Origin of the sequence: Microbacterium sp. NPDC056569, assembly GCF_042793475.1 — a bacterium.
GTDB lineage: Bacteria > Actinomycetota > Actinomycetes > Actinomycetales > Microbacteriaceae > Microbacterium.
On record NZ_JBHTUV010000013.1, the window covers coordinates 115,294 to 132,750 of the forward strand.

16 protein-coding genes are annotated in these 17,457 nt (G+C 70.7%); 6 read left to right on the plus strand and 10 right to left on the minus strand.

Annotated elements, in window-relative coordinates; all coding sequences use genetic code 11:
- Window positions 1-17: 17 nt before the first annotated feature.
- From def to ACFQ7C_RS15860, 3 genes are read right to left on the minus strand one after another with little or no spacing between them, the layout of a single operon-like run.
- Window positions 18-509 (minus strand): peptide deformylase, encoded by a 492-nt coding sequence (gene def / locus ACFQ7C_RS15850; protein WP_378903213.1) that lies wholly within the window; start codon window positions 507-509, stop codon window positions 18-20.
- Window positions 510-517: 8 nt separating this feature from the next.
- The gene (locus ACFQ7C_RS15855; protein ID WP_378903216.1) at window positions 518-2,479 is read right to left on the minus strand and encodes an AAA family ATPase; all 1,962 of its coding nucleotides are present in this window, start codon (window positions 2,477-2,479) and stop codon (window positions 518-520) included.
- A 51-nt stretch (window positions 2,480-2,530) separates the two neighbouring features.
- Complete coding sequence (locus ACFQ7C_RS15860) at window positions 2,531-5,938, minus strand: pyruvate carboxylase (protein WP_378903219.1); 3,408 nt, start codon at window positions 5,936-5,938, stop codon at window positions 2,531-2,533.
- 72 nt (window positions 5,939-6,010) lie between these two features.
- On the opposite strand from ACFQ7C_RS15860, the gene ACFQ7C_RS15865 reads away from it, so the two are divergent.
- Window positions 6,011-6,820, plus strand: a complete 810-nt coding sequence (locus tag ACFQ7C_RS15865; protein ID WP_310290271.1) for a ParA family protein — start codon at window positions 6,011-6,013, stop codon at window positions 6,818-6,820.
- Window positions 6,821-6,986: 166 nt separating this feature from the next.
- Window positions 6,987-8,201, plus strand: a complete 1,215-nt coding sequence (locus ACFQ7C_RS15870; RefSeq protein ID WP_378903223.1) for a trans-sulfuration enzyme family protein — start codon at window positions 6,987-6,989, stop codon at window positions 8,199-8,201.
- A gap of 6 nt (window positions 8,202-8,207) precedes the next feature.
- On the opposite strand, the gene ACFQ7C_RS15875 is transcribed toward ACFQ7C_RS15870, so the two are convergent.
- From ACFQ7C_RS15875 to ACFQ7C_RS15890, 4 genes are all read right to left on the minus strand, one after another.
- Window positions 8,208-8,780 (minus strand): hypothetical protein, encoded by a 573-nt coding sequence (locus tag ACFQ7C_RS15875; protein ID WP_378903226.1) that lies wholly within the window; start codon window positions 8,778-8,780, stop codon window positions 8,208-8,210.
- A gap of 98 nt (window positions 8,781-8,878) precedes the next feature.
- Window positions 8,879-9,421, minus strand: a complete 543-nt coding sequence (locus ACFQ7C_RS15880; RefSeq protein ID WP_378903229.1) for a MerR family transcriptional regulator — start codon at window positions 9,419-9,421, stop codon at window positions 8,879-8,881.
- A 100-nt stretch (window positions 9,422-9,521) separates the two neighbouring features.
- Window positions 9,522-10,214 (minus strand): MerR family transcriptional regulator, encoded by a 693-nt coding sequence (locus tag ACFQ7C_RS15885; RefSeq protein ID WP_378903232.1) that lies wholly within the window; start codon window positions 10,212-10,214, stop codon window positions 9,522-9,524.
- The gene (locus ACFQ7C_RS15890) at window positions 10,214-10,717 is read right to left on the minus strand and encodes an FHA domain-containing protein (protein WP_378903235.1); all 504 of its coding nucleotides are present in this window, start codon (window positions 10,715-10,717) and stop codon (window positions 10,214-10,216) included. The genes ACFQ7C_RS15885 and ACFQ7C_RS15890 overlap by 1 nt, the downstream gene beginning before the upstream one ends.
- Before the next feature lie 172 nt (window positions 10,718-10,889).
- Here ACFQ7C_RS15890 and ACFQ7C_RS15895 point away from each other — a divergent pair, with 172 nt between their 5' ends.
- Window positions 10,890-11,240 (plus strand): hypothetical protein, encoded by a 351-nt coding sequence (locus ACFQ7C_RS15895; RefSeq protein WP_378903238.1) that lies wholly within the window; start codon window positions 10,890-10,892, stop codon window positions 11,238-11,240.
- Between the two features lie 46 nt (window positions 11,241-11,286).
- On the opposite strand, the gene ACFQ7C_RS15900 is transcribed toward ACFQ7C_RS15895, so the two are convergent.
- A complete protein-coding gene (locus tag ACFQ7C_RS15900) occupies window positions 11,287-11,688 on the minus strand; it encodes a hypothetical protein (protein ID WP_378903241.1) in 402 nt (133 codons plus the stop codon).
- Between the two features lie 104 nt (window positions 11,689-11,792).
- Between ACFQ7C_RS15900 and ACFQ7C_RS15905 the strand changes: the two genes are divergently transcribed.
- Complete coding sequence (locus tag ACFQ7C_RS15905) at window positions 11,793-12,485, plus strand: copper resistance protein CopC (RefSeq protein WP_378903244.1); 693 nt, start codon at window positions 11,793-11,795, stop codon at window positions 12,483-12,485.
- Window positions 12,486-12,495: 10 nt separating this feature from the next.
- The gene (gene lpdA, locus ACFQ7C_RS15910) at window positions 12,496-13,893 is read left to right on the plus strand and encodes a dihydrolipoyl dehydrogenase (RefSeq protein WP_378903247.1); all 1,398 of its coding nucleotides are present in this window, start codon (window positions 12,496-12,498) and stop codon (window positions 13,891-13,893) included.
- Between the two features lie 57 nt (window positions 13,894-13,950).
- On the opposite strand, the gene ACFQ7C_RS15915 is transcribed toward lpdA, so the two are convergent.
- Complete coding sequence (locus ACFQ7C_RS15915) at window positions 13,951-14,580, minus strand: CYTH domain-containing protein (protein WP_378903250.1); 630 nt, start codon at window positions 14,578-14,580, stop codon at window positions 13,951-13,953.
- A complete protein-coding gene (locus ACFQ7C_RS15920; protein WP_378903253.1) occupies window positions 14,570-14,797 on the minus strand; it encodes a response regulator in 228 nt (75 codons plus the stop codon). Before ACFQ7C_RS15920 ends, ACFQ7C_RS15915 begins: the two co-directional genes overlap by 11 nt.
- Window positions 14,798-14,863: 66 nt before the next feature.
- Between ACFQ7C_RS15920 and glgP the strand changes: the two genes are divergently transcribed.
- Window positions 14,864-17,416, plus strand: coding sequence for an alpha-glucan family phosphorylase (gene glgP / locus ACFQ7C_RS15925; protein ID WP_378903255.1), 2,553 nt, complete (start codon window positions 14,864-14,866; stop codon window positions 17,414-17,416).
- Window positions 17,417-17,457: the final 41 nt, after the last annotated feature.

The window sequence follows — 17,457 nt, forward strand, 5'->3', positions numbered from 1 at the left end:
GTGGTCGGAGGCGCGGGTCAGAACCAGTCGGACTCGCGGATCTCGCGCATGGCGGTGCGGCGGCGATCCGGCGTGAGGCGATCGAGGTACAGCGTTCCGTCGAGGTGGTCGGTCTCGTGCTGCAGCGCCTGGGCCAGGAGCCCTTCGCCCTCGAGCACGATGTCGTTGCCGTCGAGGTCGATGCCGACCACCTTCGCCCACGGGTACCGGACGGTGTCGTGCCACAGGCCCGGCACCGAGAGGCAGCCTTCGCCGATCGCCTCGGGCTCGCCCGACACCTCGACCAGCACGGGGTTCAGCACGTAGCCGATGTCGCCGTCGATGTTGTAGCTGAACGCGCGCAGGCCGACGCCGATCTGCGGCGCGGCCACGCCGGCGCGGCCGGGCAGCTCGACCGTGTCGACGAGGTCGCGCACGAGGGCGCGCACGCCGTCGTCGATCTCGCCGATCGGAGCGCTGACGGACTTCAGGACGGGGTCGCCGAACACACGGATGGGACGAACTGCCATCGGAGGCCTCAGGCAGCCGGCGCGAGGGAGCGCAGGCCCTCGACCACGGTCGCGGCGAGCTGGCGGGCGGCCTCTCGGGTCGCGGGGTGCAGCTCTCGGAACACGATGGCGCTGCCGGCCGCGATGTGCGCGTCGTACGGCACCCGCACGACGGCACGAACGCGGGTGCGGAAGTGCGATTCCAATTCGTCGAGCTGCACGAGCGGATGCCCCGGCCGTGCGTTGTTCAGGACCACTACGGCGCTGCGCACCTTGTCGGCGTAGCCGTTCGTCTCGAGCCACGTCAGTGTCTCGGAGGCGAGGCGCGCCTCATCGACGCTGAGGCCGGCCACGATCACGATCTGGTCGGCGAGGTCGAGCGTGGCGCCCATGACGGAGTGCACGATACCGGTGCCGGTGTCGGTGAGGACGACCGAGTAGTAGTGGGCGGCGAGGGCCGCGACATCGCGGTAATCGGCGTCGTTGAACGCCTCCGAGACGCGCGGGTCCGTGTCGGAGGCGACCACGTCGAGGCGCGTCTCGTCGCGAGCGACGATGCCTGACAGGTCGTTGAAGCCGACGACCTCGGGGCTGATGCGCACGAGGTCGCGCACGGTCTTGCCGCTGTCCCGCGAGATGCGCTCGGCGAGGGTCCCGCGGTCGGGGTTCGCGTCGACGGCGATCACGCGGTCGTCGCGCGCGTCGGCCAGCGCCTGACCGAGGAGCGTCGTGACGGTCGTCTTTCCGACGCCGCCCTTGCGCGACAGCACCGGGACGAACCGTGCGCCGCCGGTGAGCGGAGCTGCGATGCGGCGGTCGAGTTCCTTGCGGGCCTTGGCGCGCTTGCTGTCGCCGAGGTTGATGCGCTTGCCGGAGATCGAGTACACGAAGTGCTGCCAGGCGCCTTCGGGCTCCGGGCGCACCACCTGGTGCGGGTCGAGCAGGCGATCGGCGGTGAGCAGGTCTGCGGTCTCGCGGTCGGCCTCGAACTCGCCGAGGCGCTTCGAGGTCAGGGCGACGTCGGCGCGCGGGAACCCGGCACGCTCGACGGCCGTCCGCTCCGCGACCGGCTGAGCGCCGGTGTGATTGGCCTCGCGGCGCGTGGCGGGCGCGGGTGCGGTCTGCGCGGCCGCCGCGGCGGCGGGGACCGCCGGGCGGGCGGGGGCCGGCTTCGGAGCGGTCGGCGCCGCGGCTGCGGCGGCTTTCTCGTCGTCGGCCGGGGTCTTGGCGCTCATGGGCTCCTCCACGGTGTCGTCGGCCCTGATGACATCGTCTCCCGTGGCGGCGTTCTCCGCCAGGGCGGCCTCGACACCGTCGTCGGCGAGCTCGATGTCGAACTCGGCGGGATCGAACTCCCCGTCGAAGTCGGCGTCCTCGAATTCGACGGCGTCGAAATCGGCGATCGCGAAGTCTTCGCCGAGGGGCTCCTCGGGTGCGGACTCGGCGGCCGGGAGCGCAGCGACGGGCTCTTCGACGACGACCTCGGGCTCGGCCGCGACGGGCTCGTCGGCTGCCGGCTCGGGCTCCTCGACCGCGTCCGCCGGCTCCTCGGCCACGGGCTCGGGCTCGAGGGTTCCCTCGTCGATCCCGACCTCGGCCTCGGCCTCGACCAGGTCGACGATCTCGGCGTCGGCGATGTCCTCCGCCGGCGGCGCCGGCGCGAAGCCCTCGCCCTCGACGGTCCACTCCTCGAGGTCGGCCGGGTTCTCGACGATCTCGGCCTCGGTCGTCTCGGTGGAGTACTCCTCCACGGGCGCCGCCTCGATGACCGGCAGGTCGGCGTCGGCCGGGATCTCGATCACGAACGGCACCTCGTCGTCGATCACGCCGTCGTCGTCGCGGTCGTCGTCGGATTCGGACGGCAGTTCGACGTTCACCTGCGCCGTCGCACCACCCAAGATGCCGAGACCGGTCGTGTCGAGGCTTCCGGTGTCGGACAGCACGCCGTTCTCGGGCTCGTCGGGCGTGTGTTCGGTGCGATCGGGCGTCACTGCGGAGTTCTCCTGAAAAGCGGCGTTTCGGGCGGGATGCCGCCCTCCAGGCTACTGCGCCGGACGGATGACGACCAAAAGGTCGCCGGCGTCGACTTGCGCGGTCTCGGAGATCGCCAGCCGTTCGATGACGCCGTCGACGGGTGCGGTGATGGCCGCCTCCATCTTCATGGCCTCGATGGACGCCACCGGCTGACCGGCGACGACGGTGTCGCCGACCGCTGCCTTGAGGGTGACGACGCCCGAGAAGGGCGCCGCGACCTGCCCCGGCTTCGAGGTGTCGGCCCTCTCGGCCTGGCGCGCCTCGACCTTGATGCTGCGGTCGCGCACGAACACCGGGCGCAGCTGGCCGTTCAGCGTCGTCATGACGGTGCGGATGCCCTTGTCGTCGGCCTCTCCGATCGCCTCGAGGCCGACGTACAGCTGCACGCCCGGGTCGATCTCGGCGACGTGCTCCTCCCCCGGCTTGAGCCCGTAGAGGTAGTCGGGCGTGCCGAGCGTCGCCAGGTCGCCGTAGGTCTCGCGGTTCTTCTCGAACTCGCGCGCGGGTCCAGGGAAGAGCAGGCGGTTGAGCGTGCGCCGCCGCGTCGCGGCGTCGCCGCCGAGCCCCTCATTCTCCTCGGCGGTGAGCGGCGGGATGTCGATCGAGACCGTGCGGCCCTCGAGCACCTTCGTGCGGAACGGCTCCGGCCACCCGCCCGGCAGGTCGCCGAGCTCGCCCGCCATGAACCCGACGACGGAGTCGGGGATGTCGTAGTTCTGCGGGTTGGCCTCGAAGTCGGCAGGGTCCGCGCGGACCGCGACCAGCGCCAGGGCGAGGTCGCCCACGACCTTCGACGACGGCGTCACCTTCGGGATCCGCCCGAGGATGCGGTCGGCGGCCGCGTACATGTCCTCGATGAGCTCGAAATCGTCGGCGAGGCCGAGGGCGATCGCCTGCTGGCGCAGGTTCGACAGCTGCCCGCCGGGGATCTCGTGGTGGTAGACGCGGCCCGTCGGCGAGGCGAGGCCCGACTCGAACGGACGGTACAGGTGGCGCACGGCCTCCCAGTACGGCTCGAGGTCGCTGACCGCCTGCAGGCTGAGGCCCGTGTCGCGGTCGGTGTGCGCGAGTGCCGCGACCAGCGCCGAGAGCGACGGCTGGCTCGTGGTTCCCGACATGGGTGCGGCCGCAGCATCCACCGCGTCCACTCCTGCGGCACTCGCCGCGAGCAGCGTCGCGAGCTGGCCGCCCGCGGTGTCGTGGGTGTGCAGGTGCACCGGAAGGTCGAAGTTCTCGCGCAGCGCCGCGACGAGCTTCGCAGCTGCGGCGGGACGCACGAGACCTGCCATGTCCTTGATCGCGAGGATGTGGGCGCCGGACTCGACGATCTGCTCTGCAAGACGCAGGTAGTAGTCGAGCGTGTAGAGCTTCTCGGACGGGTCGAGCAGGTCGGAGGTGTAGCAGAGCGCGACCTCGGCGATCGCGGTGCCGGTGGAGCGCACCGCGTCGATGGCGGGACGCATCTGCGACACGTCGTTCAGCGCGTCGAAGATGCGGAAGATGTCGACGCCCGTCGCGGCGGCCTCGCGCACGAAGGCGTCCGTCACCTCGACGGGGCGCGGCGTGTAGCCCACGGTGTTGCGGCCGCGCAGGAGCATCTGGATCGGGATGTTCGGCATCGCCTCGCGCAGTGCCTCGAGGCGCTCCCACGGGTCCTCGGCGAGGAAGCGCAGCGCGACGTCGTAGGTCGCTCCGCCCCACGCCTCGACCGACAGCAGCTGCGGGGTCATGCGCGCCACGTGCGGGCCGACGCGGACGAGGTCGCGCGTGCGCACGCGCGTGGCGAGCAGCGACTGGTGCGCGTCGCGGAACGTCGTCTCGGTGACCGCGAGGCCGCTCTGAGTACGGAGTGCCCGGGCGAACCCTTCGGGGCCGAGCTCGCGCAGGCGGTCGAGCGTTCCGGTGGGCGGCGGCGTCGCAAGGTCGATGGCGGGGAGCTTGCTGCCCGGCGACACCGACAGCGGCTTCTCGCCGTACGGGCGGTTGACGGTGACGTCGCCGAGCCAGTTGAGGAGCTTCGTCGCGCGGTCCCGGGACGGGTTGCTCCTCAGCAGCTGCGGCCGCTCGTCGATGAACGAGGTGCTCACGTCGCCCGCGACGAACGCGGGATCGTCGAGCACGGCGCGGAGGAACGGGATGTTGGTGGCGACGCCGCGGATGCGGAACTCCGCCAGGGCGCGGCGGGCGCGCGCGACGGCCGCCGGGAAGTCGCGGCCGCGGCACGTGAGCTTCGAGAGCATCGAGTCGAAGTGCGGGCTGATCTGCGAGCCCGCAGCGGTCGTCCCGCCGTCGAGGCGGATGCCGGCGCCGCCGGGCGAGCGGTACGTCGTGATGCGCCCGGTGTCAGGACGGAAGCCCTGCGACGGGTCCTCCGTCGTGATGCGGCACTGCAGCGCCGCGCCGCGGAGCTGGATGCGGTCCTGCGTGAGGCCGAGGTCGGCGATCGTCTGCCCCGCGGCGATGCGCATCTGCGACTGCACGAGGTCGACGTCGGTCACTTCCTCGGTCACGGTGTGCTCGACCTGGATGCGGGGGTTCATCTCGATGAAGACGACCTCGCCGGTGCGGGGACCGGCGGTCTCGAGCAGGAACTCGACGGTGCCGGCATTCTCGTACCCGATCGAGCGGGCGAACGCGACGGCGTAGCCGTGGAGCGCGTCGCGGATGGCCGGGTCGAGGTTCGGCGCCGGGGCGATCTCGATCACCTTCTGGTGGCGGCGCTGCACCGAGCAGTCGCGCTCGAACAGGTGCACGGTCTCGCCGGTCTTGTCGGCGAGGATCTGCACCTCGACGTGACGCGGACGCTGCACCGCCTGCTCGAGGAAGACGCGGGCGTCGCCGAAGGCGCTGCCCGCCTCCCGCATGGCCTCGCTCAGCGCGGGCGCGAGCTCCTCCTTGCGCTCGACCCGCCGCATCCCTCGTCCGCCGCCGCCGGCGACCGCCTTCACGAAGATGGGGAAGCCGATGTCGTCCGCCTGGGCGAGGAGCGCATCGACGTCGTCGGACGCGTCGGTGGAGCGCAGCACCGGCACACCGGCCGCGATCGCGTGCTGCTTCGCCGTGACCTTGTTGCCGGCCATCTCGAGCACCTTCGCCGGCGGGCCGATGAAGGCGATGCCGTTGGCAGCGGCCTTCTCGGCGAGCTCGGGATTCTCCGACAGGAAGCCGTAGCCCGGGTAGATGGCGTCGGCGCCGGCGGCCTGGGCGACGCGGATGATCTCGTCGACATCCAGGTAGGCGCGGACCGGGTGGCCCTTCTCGCCGATCTCGTACGACTCGTCGGCCTTCTGCCGGTGCAGCGAGCCGCGGTCCTCGAACGGGAACACCGCGACGGTGCGCGCCCCGAGCTCGTACGCGGCGCGGAAGGCTCGGATGGCGATCTCACCACGGTTGGCAACGAGAATCTTCGTAAACATACGACCTCCGGGGCGACGGTGCGGGCGGGCCTGAGTGTGCTCTCAGCCTAGGGGACGGTAACGTTGTGGCTTGTGCACGTCCTATCCGTCAGCTCGCTCAAGGGTGGCGTCGGCAAGACGACCGTGACTCTCGGACTCGCGTCGGCGGCTTTCGCCCGCGGTGTCCGCACGCTCGTCGTCGACCTCGACCCGCAGTCCGACGTCTCGACGGGCATGGACATCCAGGTGGCCGGCCGCCTGAATGTCGCCGATGTCCTCGCCAACCCGAAGGAGAAGACGGTCCGCCAGGCCATCACCTCCAGCGGCTGGGCGAAGGTGCACCCGGGCACGATCGACGTCATGATCGGCAGCCCGTCGGCCATCAACTTCGACGGTCCTCACCCGAGCGTCCGCGACGTCTGGAAGCTCGAAGAGGCGCTCGCCACGATCGAGGCCGACTACGACCTCGTCCTCATCGACTGCGCACCGTCGCTCAACGCCCTGACGCGCACCGCATGGGCGGCCTCCGACCGCGTCATCGTCGTGACAGAGCCCGGCCTGTTCTCCGTGGCCGCCGCCGACCGGGCGCTGCGCGCGATCGAAGAGATCCGCCGCGGCCTCTCCCCCCGCCTCCAGCCGCTGGGCATCGTCGTCAACCGCGTGCGCCCGCAGTCGATCGAGCACCAGTTCCGCATCAAGGAGCTGCGCGACATGTTCGGCCCGCTCGTGCTCTCGCCGCAGCTGCCCGAGCGCACGTCGCTGCAGCAGGCGCAGGGCGCCGCGAAGCCGCTGCACATCTGGCCCGGCGACTCCGCCCAGGAGCTCGCCGCCGACTTCGACTCGCTGCTCGACCGCATCATGCGCACCGGTCGCATCCCGGTCCCCGAGGACTCCCGCTCGTGATCTGACGCGCGCAGGAGCTTCGAACCGCGGCGGATGCTGCGGATGCTGCGGCCCGCAGCATCCCTGAGGTGACCAGTCTGCTCACCGCGTGAACACATTGCACGAGAAGTGCACGTGCGATTGAGCTCGACTTGCCATTCACAGCGATTTCGCTGAACATATCGCCATGGCATCGATGACGCTGCACCCTGACAGCCTTGCCGTGCACGCCGGCCGCGACGATCTCGCGAGCTTGGGCGTGCACGCTCTCCCCCTCGACCTCTCGTCGACGAATCCGCTGCCCGGCATCGAGCTCGGCGGCATGTCGTACGAGGTCCTCGCGACCGGCGGCCACCCCTTCGAGGGCGGCTCGAACGTCTATGCGCGGCTGTGGAACCCCACGGTCGCACGGTTCGAGGAGGCTCTCGCGCGTCTCGAGCACGCTGAGGAGGCGGTGGCGTTCTCGTCCGGCATGGCCGCGGTCACCGCCGTGCTGCTGGCCCTGACGCACGAGTCCAAGAAGCAGCACGTCGTGGCCGTGCGTCCGCTCTACGGCGGCACCGACCACCTGCTCGCCTCGGGCCTGCTCGGAGTCGAGACCACGTTCTGCTCCCCCGAGGACGTCGCCGCGGCGCTGCGCGACGACACCGCGCTGGTGGTCCTCGAGACGCCGGCGAACCCGACGCTCGAGCTCGTCGACATCCGCCGCGTGGCCGCCGCCGCGGACGAGGTGCCTGTGCTCGTCGACAACACGTTCGCAACACCGGTGCTGCAGCACCCACTCGACCTCGGCGCGTCGCTGTCGCTGCACAGCGCGACGAAGTACCTCGGCGGTCACGGCGATGTCGTGGGCGGCGTCGTCGCGTGCGACGCGCGACTGGCCGCGGCCCTGCGCCGCACGCGCGCCATCACCGGCGCGATCATGCACCCGCTGGCGGCGTACCTGCTGCACCGCGGGCTGGCGACGCTGCCCGTCCGCATGCGCGCGCAGCAGGACGGTGCCCGCGTCGTCGCCGAGTGGCTCACGACCCGGCCGCAGGTCGCACGCGTCCACTTCCCCGGATTCGCCGACAGCGACCCCCGCGGCCTCATCGGCACCCAGCAGAGCGGTCCCGGTGCCATGATCGCGATCGAGCTCGCCGGTGGCTTCGACGCCGCCGCCGCGCTGACCTCATCGGTTCAGCTGTTCACGCACGCGGTGTCGCTCGGCAGTGTCGACTCGCTCATCCAACACCCCGCGGCACTCACCCACCGGCCCGTCACCGCCGACGCGAAGCCGTCGCAGGCGCTCGTGCGGCTCTCGATCGGTCTCGAGAACCCGGCCGATCTCATCGCCGACCTCGAGCGGGCGCTCACCGCGACGAGAGCACGATTGAACGAGGCCGTCGCCGCGGCGCGCTGACCCGGGTCAGCCCAGCACGTCGGCGACGATCTCGCAGAACGACTGTCCCTCCGGTCCCACGCCCTTCAGGAATTCGACCGACGTCACCACGTCGTCATCCGGGCTCTCCGACGGCCCGAGATCGATCGTGAGCTGGAGCCACAACGCGCCGGCGCCGATGAACTCGGCGCCGTGCGCTGTGTGCGCGACGAAGTTCGAGGTGCTCTTCGCAATGAGGCTGACCGTGCCGTCTTCGTTCGTCGTCACGTTCTGGTCGCGGTCGAAGCCGTTGACCTTCACCACGAGCGACTCGCCGTTCACGGGGTTCCACCAGGTCCACTCCCCGTGATGGGTGCTCTGCCCGTAGAGCTCGCCGCGCCGCTCCATCAACTGGAAGCGTCCCTCGTCGTGGAACGAATACCGCACTTCGAAGTCGACGACGTCCACGCACCACGGTGCGAAGTCCTCTTGCGCAACACCGCCGCCCTCGTCGACCCAGTTGTCGACGTACGGAGGTCCGCCCGCTGCCGCCGGCGAAGCGGCTCCGGCGACGGCCAGTGCGGCGATCGCCGCGGCTGCGATGACGGCTCTGCGGAACATGGTCTCTCCGCTCACTCGGCGAACGGCCGATGACACGGCCGGCGCCGATCGTACTCCGGCGAGTGTGCCGCGGAAAGAGCCCTGATCGTGGGCGGGTCTCAGGCGGAGCGGGCGGCGCGGCGCACCGCGAGCTCGTCCATCGGATCGGGCTTCTCGACCTCGAACTCGAGGAGCTCCGACTCGACCTCGCGCAGCACCTTGCCGACCGCGATGCCGAAGACGCCCTGACCGCGGCTGACGAGATCGATGACTTCGTCGTTCGACGTGCAGAGATAGACGGATGCCCCGTCGCTCATGAGCGTCGTGCCTGCGAGGTCGCGAATGCCGGCGGCGCGAAGCTGGTCGACGGCCGTGCGGATCTGCTGCAGCGAGATGCCGGTGTCGAGCAGGCGTTTGACGAGCTTCAGCACGAGGATGTCGCGGAAGCCGTACAGCCGCTGCGAGCCCGAGCCGCTGGCGCCTCGGACCGTCGGCTCGACGAGCTCGGTGCGTGCCCAGTAGTCGAGCTGGCGATAGGTGATGCCCGCGGCCTTCGCCGCGGCAGCGCCGCGGTAGCCGACCTCGTCGTCCATCGCGGGAAGACCGTCGGTGAAGAGGAGATCTGCACTGAACGGCTCGCCGGGAGCCACGTCTCCGGTCATGCTCGTTCCCCCCTCCGGATCGAATAGTTCAACGCTAGATCAGCCTCCCCCTCGCGGCAACGACATCCGGCGTTCGGGGGTCGGCGTGTCGCGGAGTCGGTCAGGACAGCATGCGGTCGAGCGCCGCGCGCACGAAGATCGCGCGCACGTCGTCGAGTCGCCGGGTCAGTTCGGGCGCCAGTTCGCCCGCGCGGCCGCGGGACGCAGCATCCGTCCGCCGCAGCAGCGGCGCGAGGGCCGACTCGACCAGGGCGACGTCGCGCTCCGCGCTCTGCCGCAGCGCCCGCACGTGGCGCGGCTCGATGCCGTGACGGTCGAGCGCGACGAGCGCGCGCAGCAGCGTCACCGACTGCTCGGTGTACGACTCGGCGCCCGCGAGGATTCCGGTGCTGATCGCGTCGTTGAGCAGCTGGGGCGCGGCTCCGGCGGCCGAGAGCAGCTCGTCGCGGCGGTACCGGCGCGGGGCCGGCACGATCGACGGCGGCGGCACGGCGGTCGGCGTCGCGGGGTCGCGTCCGGCGTCGACGTCTTCGAGGTAGTCGCGGATCACCGACAGCGGCAGGTAGTGGTCGCGCTGCAGCGTGAGTGCGAGGCGCAGGCGCTCGAGGTCGTCCTGCGAGAACTTGCGGTAGCCCGACTCCGTGCGCAGCGGCGTGACGATCCCCTGAACCTCGAGGAAGCGCAGCTTGCTCGAACTGAGCGACGGAAACTCGGGCGACAGCCGCGCGAGAACCTGACCGATGCTGAGAAGACCCGCGGACGACGCCCTGTCACGGGCGGAAGCCGCGGGCATCAGGCCTCCGTCGCCCTGGAGAGGTCAGCCGGTGAGACGAAGAAGTTGAGGCGGAACTTTCCGATGCGCACCTCGGCGCCGTTGGTGAGCGCAGCCCGGTCGACCCGCTCCCCGTTGACGTAGGTGCCGTTGAGCGAACGCTGGTCGACGAGTTCGAACGAGGTGCCGGAGCGGTTGATCTCGGCGTGGCGGCGCGAGACGGTGACATCGTCGAAGAAGATGTCGGCCTCGGGATGCCGTCCCACCGAGGTCACGTCGGCGTCGAGCAGGTAACGGGCGCCCGCGGTGGGTCCGGAACGGACGAGCAGCAGCGCGGCGCCGGACGGGAGCGCGTCGATCGCGTCGAGCTCGGCCTCGCCGAGCTCGCTGCCGAACGGCACGAACGACAGGTCGGAGTCGTGGCCGAATGTCTGCGTCGTGTCGGACGCGCGGTCGGATTCGTGTGCGTCGGCCCCTGCGGCCCGGCGGATGTCGCCCTGATCGGGTCGGCGGTCGTGCTCCACGGTTTCCTCCTTCGTCCGGCCAGCCTATCCGATCGCCCCAGGCTCGGAAGGGGCGGTTTGCCGTTCCGGCGTGCCGCAATGTTTCGTCGCGTGTCGCCCGGGGTGCCGTGAACGGCGAGCTTCCCTAGCCTGGCAGGACCGAGAACGATCCGTGCACGAGAAGGAGACCACCGTGTCGAGCCCGCACAGCCACATCCCGCCCCTCGAGGTGCGTGAGGCTGCGGCGTGCATGTGCGACCACGGTGACATCTGCTCGTCGTACGCCCCCGGCCACGCGCTGCACCTCATCCAGGCGCGCCTGGCGTCGGCGACGCCGTCGGACTGGGCGGACGCGATCGTCGAGGCCTCCGACGAGCGCTCCGGATTCGTGATCGTCCGCACGCTCGCGGACTGGTCGCCGGTCGCGCTCTGGAACGGCACCGGCGCGGCGGCCGCCGCGACGCCCGGCACGCCGGTCGCACTCCACGAGCGCTATCACGTGCTCGCCGTGGGCGGCGCGCGGTTCAACGTCCTCCGCGGCTGAGCCGCTCAGGCGCCGAACCGCGCCATCGAAGAGGAAGCGACGAGCCTCAGCTCATCGCCATCATCATGTCCTTCATGGCCATGCAGGCGTCCATGCACGCCTTGCACGCCTGAGCGCACATCTTGCAGACCTCGCTGTGGTCCGCGTGCTCCATGCACTCGTCCATCGTCATCTGGCACATCGCGATGCAGGCGTCGAGCATCGACATCATCGTCGCCGGGTTCATGCCCTGCATCCGCATCATGGCGCGCATCATCGTGTTGCACATGTCCGCGCAGTTCATGCACGCGGGGGCGCACGACATCATCTGCGTGGAGCACACCGTGCATGCCTGCTCGCAGGCCGAGCAGGCGTCCATACAGGCCTGCATGACCGACATGTCCATGGTCTCCATGCCGGGCATCGACATCATGTCCTTCGACATGGCGCCCATCATCATCTGATCCATCTGCCGCATCCTTCCGCGTGGGGACGACGGGCAGGGGGCCCGCCTGTCGCCAGGCTAGACCTCGCGGGGCGCGCAGTGAAGAGCCGGATAGGCTCGATCGCGTGATGTCACAAACTCTTCACACGTCGGTCTCAGCCCGCGTCTGGGCCCTGCTCGCCGCCGTCCTCGTCGCTTGCGGGATCGTCGTGGGAGCGGCCTCCCCCGCCCACGCGCACGACGAGCTGATCGGCAGCGACCCGTCTGCGAACAGCACCACCGCGACCCTCCCGGCGCAGCTGACGCTCACGTACAGCGCGGAGATCGCCGACGACGAGGGCGCTTCGGTCGTGGAGGTGACGGATGCTGCGGGCACGTCGCTCGTCTCCGGCACCCCGACCGTGCGCGACAACGTGCTGACCCAGCCGCTCGCGGGTGCGGCATCCGGTGCCGTGAAGGTGCTGTGGAAGGTCGTCTCGAGCGACGGACACCCGATCTCGGGCGAGTTCTCGTTCACGGTCGAGGGCGCACCCGCGCCGACCCCGACCGAGACGGCCGAGCCGACGCCCACCGAGACGGCCGCGCCGACGCGGAGCGCCGAGCCGACGCCGACGCCGTCGGTCACGAGCGAGCCCGTGGCGGACGAGGGATCGACCGCCCTCCCGTGGATCATCGCCGGGCTGCTCGCGCTGGCCCTCATCGGCGCCGTCGTGTACCTCCTCGTCTCGCGCGCACGCCGCGAGAAGGCGCTCGCGAACGGCTCCGCGGGCCCCGCCGCCGGAGCCTCGCAGCCCGGCTCCGAGCCTCCGGCCGACCGCTAGGCTGGTAGCCATGCCTCACTACGACGTCGCCATCCTCGGCGCGGGGCCCGGCGGTTACGTCGCGGCGGTCCGTGCTGCTCAGCTCGGCCTCACAGTCGCGATCATCGAAGAGAAGTACTGGGGCGGTGTCTGCCTCAACGTCGGCTGCATCCCCTCGAAGGCTCTCCTCAAGAACGCCGACCTCGCGCACCAGTTCCACCACAAGGCCGACCTCTTCGGAATCTCCGGTGACGTGCACTTCGACTTCGGCGTCGCGTGGGACCGCAGCCGCAAGGTCGCGGACACCCACGTCAAGGGCATCCACTACCTGATGAAGAAGAACAAGGTCACCGAGTACGAGGGCCGCGGTTCGTTCGTCGACGCGAACACGATCGACGTCGCGAAGGCCGACGGCACGACCGACCGCGTGACCTTCGACAACGCGATCATCTCGACCGGCTCCAAGGTGCGGCTGCTCCCGGGCGTGCAGCTCGGCGGCAACGTCGTGACGTACGAGGAGCAGATCCTCGCCCGCGACCTGCCCCAGTCGATCGTCATCGTCGGCGCCGGAGCCATCGGCATGGAGTTCGCCTTCGTCATGGTGAACTACGGCGTCAAGGTCACGATCATCGAGTTCCTCGACCGCGCGCTGCCGAACGAGGACGCGGACGTCTCGAAGGAGATCGCCCGCCAGTACAAGAACTACGGCGTCGACATCCTCACCTCGACCAAGGTCGAGACGGTCGCCGACCACGGCGACAAGGTCACCGTGACGTACACCGCCAAGGACGGCAGCCAGGGCTCCATCGACGCCGACAAGGTCATGATGTCGATCGGCTTCGCCGCGAACGTCGAGGGCTACGGTCTCGAGAACACCGGCGTGAAGCTGACCGACCGCGGCGCGATCGACATCGACGACCACATGCGCACCAATGTGCCGCACATCTACGCGATCGGCGACGTCACCGCGAAGCTGCAGCTGGCCCACGTGGCCGAGGCGCAGGCCGTCGTCGCGGCCGAGACGATCGGCAAGGCCGAGACCATGACGCTCGGCGACTACCGCATGATGCCGCGCGCGACGTTCTGCTCGCCGCAGGTCGCCTCGTTCGGCCTCACCGAGCAGCAGGCGCGCGACGCCGGCTACGACGTCAAGGTCGCGAAGTTCCCGTTCTCGGCGAACGGCAAGGCGAACGGCCTGGGCGAGCCCATCGGTTTCGTCAAGCTCATCGCCGACGCCGAGCACCTCGAGCTGCTCGGCGGCCACCTCATCGGCCCCGACGTCTCGGAGCTCCTGCCCGAGCTGACCCTCGCGCAGAAGTGGGACCTCACCGCACTCGAGGCGGCGCGCAACGTCCACACGCACCCGACGCTGTCGGAGGCCGTGCAGGAGGCCTTCCACGGCCTCGCCGGCCACATGATCAACCTCTGATCAGCTGACGCAGAACGCCCCGGACCTTCTCGAAGGTCCGGGGCGTTTCGCGTGTGTTCAGGCGCCGAGGGTGCGGGCGAGTTTGGAATCGGATGCTGCCTCCCGGCCGCCTGCGGCGCGCACCGCGGTCTCGGCGGCGGCGAGCAGCGCGGCGCGCTCGTCTGCGGATGCCGGGGCCGCGGGGCCGAGCTCGAACTCCCACTCGCGCCATGCCCGGTCTTCGCCGGCCCGCTCGTCCGTCGCGGCGACGTGGTCATCGACGAACTCGGCCACCAGGCCGCCCTCCGCGTCGCGGAGCGCGTAGGCCGTGCGCCGGTTGCGGATGCGCGCGATCGGCGCGAAGTCCGCAGCTCTCGCCGCCGACGCGACCGCGTCGGCGACGGCATCCGGGATCTCGTCGACTGGCCCCAGCGGCCAGTGCAGTTCGACGCGTCCGCCGTCGGCACCGCGCGGGCCCTTGATGTGCCAGCCCTCGTCGGGACCGCCGATGCGATGCCGCACCGCGTAGCCGGCGTGCGCGAGCGCGAGGTCGTCGGTGTCGAGGTAGGTCGCGTCGAGCTCGCGCAGCTCGGGCTCGCCGACGCTCGCCACACCAGGCAGTCTCGACCAGTCCGGCAGCGGGGTGCCCTCGTCGACGTCGAACTTCAGCTCGATCTCGACGCTGTGCGATCCGCTGTCAGTCGTCACGACCGTCGGGGTTGGGGTCGATGTCTTCGGTGGCCTCGATGTACACGAAGCGCGCCTCGGTGGGACCGTCCTGCGGGCCGGTGCGTGTCTCGTCGCCCTCGCGGCGGTAGACGAGCTGCCCCTCGCCGTAGGGAACGATGTACGAGTCGGTCACGCCGGGCTCGAGCGGAATGATCTGCCCGTCGAGAGGGCCGCCGTGCAGTCGTGCGATTGCCATAGCGTCAGCGTAGACCCATGGACGCTCGTGCAAGCGCTTCCAGGTTCTGCCCCTAGAATCGCGAGCGTGAAGGCCATCCGAACGTTCACCGTCCGCCCCGTCCTCGCCGAATCCCTCGCCCCGCTCGACCGCCTCGCCTCCAACTGGCGCTGGTCGTGGAGCCGCGCGACGCACGCTCTCTTCGCCTCCATGGATCCCGCCCTCTGGGACGAGATCGGCGCGAACCCCGCCCGCATGCTCGGTGCGCTCGGCCAGGAGAGGCTCGATGAGCTCGCCCGCGACGACGAGTTCGTCGCCCGCGTCCGCGAGGAGGACGAGCGCCTCACCGCCTACCTGGAGGGCGATCGCTGGTTCCAGCGGCTCGAGGGCGACAAGCCCGTCCACATCGCATACTTCTCCCCCGAGTTCGGCGTCGACGGCTCGCTGCCGCAGTACTCCGGCGGCCTCGGCATCCTCGCCGGCGACCACCTGAAGAGCGCGTCCGACCTGGGTGTGCCGCTGACCGGCGTCGGCCTCTTCTACCGCGCCGGCTACTTCCGGCAGTCGATCGGCGACGACGGCTGGCAGCGCGAGAGCTATCCGCTGCTCGATCCTTACGGCCTGGGCCTCACGCTGCTGCGGGACCGCGACGGCGCCCCCGTCGAGATCGCGCTCGACCTCCCGGGCGACCGCCGCCTGCACGCGCGCGTCTGGGTCGCCGACATCGGCCGGATCCCGCTGCTGCTGCTCGATTCCGAGACGCCCTCGAACTCCGACGAGATGCGCCGCGTCACCGACCGCCTCTACGGCGGCGGCGGCGAGCACCGCCTGCTGCAGGAGCTGCTGCTCGGCGTCGGCGGCGTGCGCGCGGTGCGCGCCTGGTCGGAGCTCACCGGCCGCCCCGCCCCCGACGTCTACCACACGAACGAGGGCCACGCCGGGTTCCAGGGACTCGAGCGGATGTCTGAGCTCATCACGCACGACGGCCTCAGCTACGACGAGGCCCTCGCGCAGGTGCGCGCGGGCACCGTGTTCACGACCCACACGCCGGTGCCCGCGGGCATCGACCGCTTCCCGCGCGACCTCATCGCCGACTACCTCGCGAGCGGCCTCTTCCAGGGTCTCGACGCGGGTCGGGCGATCTCGCTCGGCCTCGAGACCTGGGACGGCGGCGACCAGGGCGTCTTCAACATGGCGGTGCTCGGCCTGCACCTCGGCCAGCACGCCAACGGCGTCTCGGTGCTCCACGGCGAGGTCAGCCGCGGCATGTTCGGCATGCTGTGGCCGGGCGTCGACACCGACGAGGTCCCGATCACGTCGATCACCAACGGCGTGCACGCTCCGACGTGGGTGCACCCCGCCCTCAAGGCCGTGAGCGAGCAGGCCTGGGGCGACGCGCACACCGACACGCACGACTGGACCGACCGCGGGGTCGTGACGGACGCCGAGCTCTGGGGCGTCCGCCAGCAGATGAAGGGCGAGCTCGTGGCCGAGGCGCGGCGGCGGGTCGCAGCATCCGTCTCCAACGGCCACACCCCCGCGTGGGTGGAGGACCTGCTCGACCCGGAGGTGCTGACCATCGGCTTCGCGCGCCGCGTGCCGACGTACAAGCGCCTCACGCTCATGCTGCGCGACCCCGAGCGGCTGACGCGCCTGCTCACCGACCCCGAGCGTCCGGTGCAGATCGTGATCGGCGGCAAGTCGCACCCGGCTGACGACTCGGGCAAGATCCTGATCCAGCAGCTCGTGCGCTTCAGCCGCGACCCGAAGGTGCGCGGGCGCATCGTGTTCCTGCCGGACTACGACATCACGCTCGCCAAGGACCTCTACCCCGGCTGCGACGTGTGGCTCAACAACCCGCTGCGCCCGCTCGAGGCGTGCGGCACGAGCGGCATGAAGGCCGCGCTCAACGGCGCACTGAACCTCTCGATCCTCGACGGGTGGTGGGACGAGTGGTACGACGGCGAGAACGGCTGGGCGATCCCGACGGCCGACACCGCATCGAACGACGAGGAGCGCGACGACGCCGAGGCGGCGGCCCTCTACGACCTCATCGAGCACCAGCTCGTTCCGCGCTTCTACGAGCGCGAGGGCGGCATTCCGCTGCGCTGGCTCGAGATGGTGCGCCACACGATGACCGAGCTCGGCAAGAAGGCGACGAGCGACCGCATGGTGCGCGACTACGTCCAGCGTCTGTACGTGCCGGCGGCGGCGCACGACGTGGCGCTGCGGGCGAACGAGTTCCTCGAGGCGCGCGCGGTCGCCGCGTTCGTGGCCCGCGTGCGCGAGGCCTGGGGTCGCGTGTCGATCGCGAGCGTCGACAGCTCGGGCATCCCGCAGCAGGCGCAGGCGGGCGACACCCTCGAGGTGCGCGCCGACGTGCGGCTCGACGGCCTCTCACCCGACGACGTCGCGGTCGAGCTGCTGTACGGCGCGACGAACCAGGATGACGCGCTGTCGCGCGACCACTCGGTGTACCGCCTCTCCCCCGGCGAGTCGGCGGCGGACGGCGCGACGGTGTTCAGCGGCACCCTCCCCCTGAGCCTGACCGGCACGTTCGGCTACACCGTCCGCGTGCGCCCCGCGCACCCGCAGCTCGTGTCGCCGGTGGAGCTCGGCCTCGTCACGTACGCCTCGTAAGTCTTCGCACACGGATGCTGCGGCCCGGCGCGCTGCGCCGG

Coding starts and splice junctions, on each gene's coding strand:
- ACFQ7C_RS15905 (WP_378903244.1), top strand. CDS start 11,793: ATGTCACAAACTCTTCACACGTCGGTCTCAGCCCGCGTCTGGGCCCTG.
- ACFQ7C_RS15885 (WP_378903232.1), bottom strand. CDS start 10,214: ATGCCCGCGGCTTCCGCCCGTGACAGGGCGTCGTCCGCGGGTCTTCTC.
- def (WP_378903213.1), bottom strand. CDS start 509: ATGGCAGTTCGTCCCATCCGTGTGTTCGGCGACCCCGTCCTGAAGTCC.
- ACFQ7C_RS15900 (WP_378903241.1), bottom strand. CDS start 11,688: ATGGATCAGATGATGATGGGCGCCATGTCGAAGGACATGATGTCGATG.
- ACFQ7C_RS15860 (WP_378903219.1), bottom strand. CDS start 5,938: ATGTTTACGAAGATTCTCGTTGCCAACCGTGGTGAGATCGCCATCCGA.
- ACFQ7C_RS15920 (WP_378903253.1), bottom strand. CDS start 14,797: ATGGCAATCGCACGACTGCACGGCGGCCCTCTCGACGGGCAGATCATT.
- lpdA (WP_378903247.1), top strand. CDS start 12,496: ATGCCTCACTACGACGTCGCCATCCTCGGCGCGGGGCCCGGCGGTTAC.
- ACFQ7C_RS15870 (WP_378903223.1), top strand. CDS start 6,987: ATGGCATCGATGACGCTGCACCCTGACAGCCTTGCCGTGCACGCCGGC.
- ACFQ7C_RS15875 (WP_378903226.1), bottom strand. CDS start 8,780: ATGTTCCGCAGAGCCGTCATCGCAGCCGCGGCGATCGCCGCACTGGCC.
- ACFQ7C_RS15880 (WP_378903229.1), bottom strand. CDS start 9,421: ATGACCGGAGACGTGGCTCCCGGCGAGCCGTTCAGTGCAGATCTCCTC.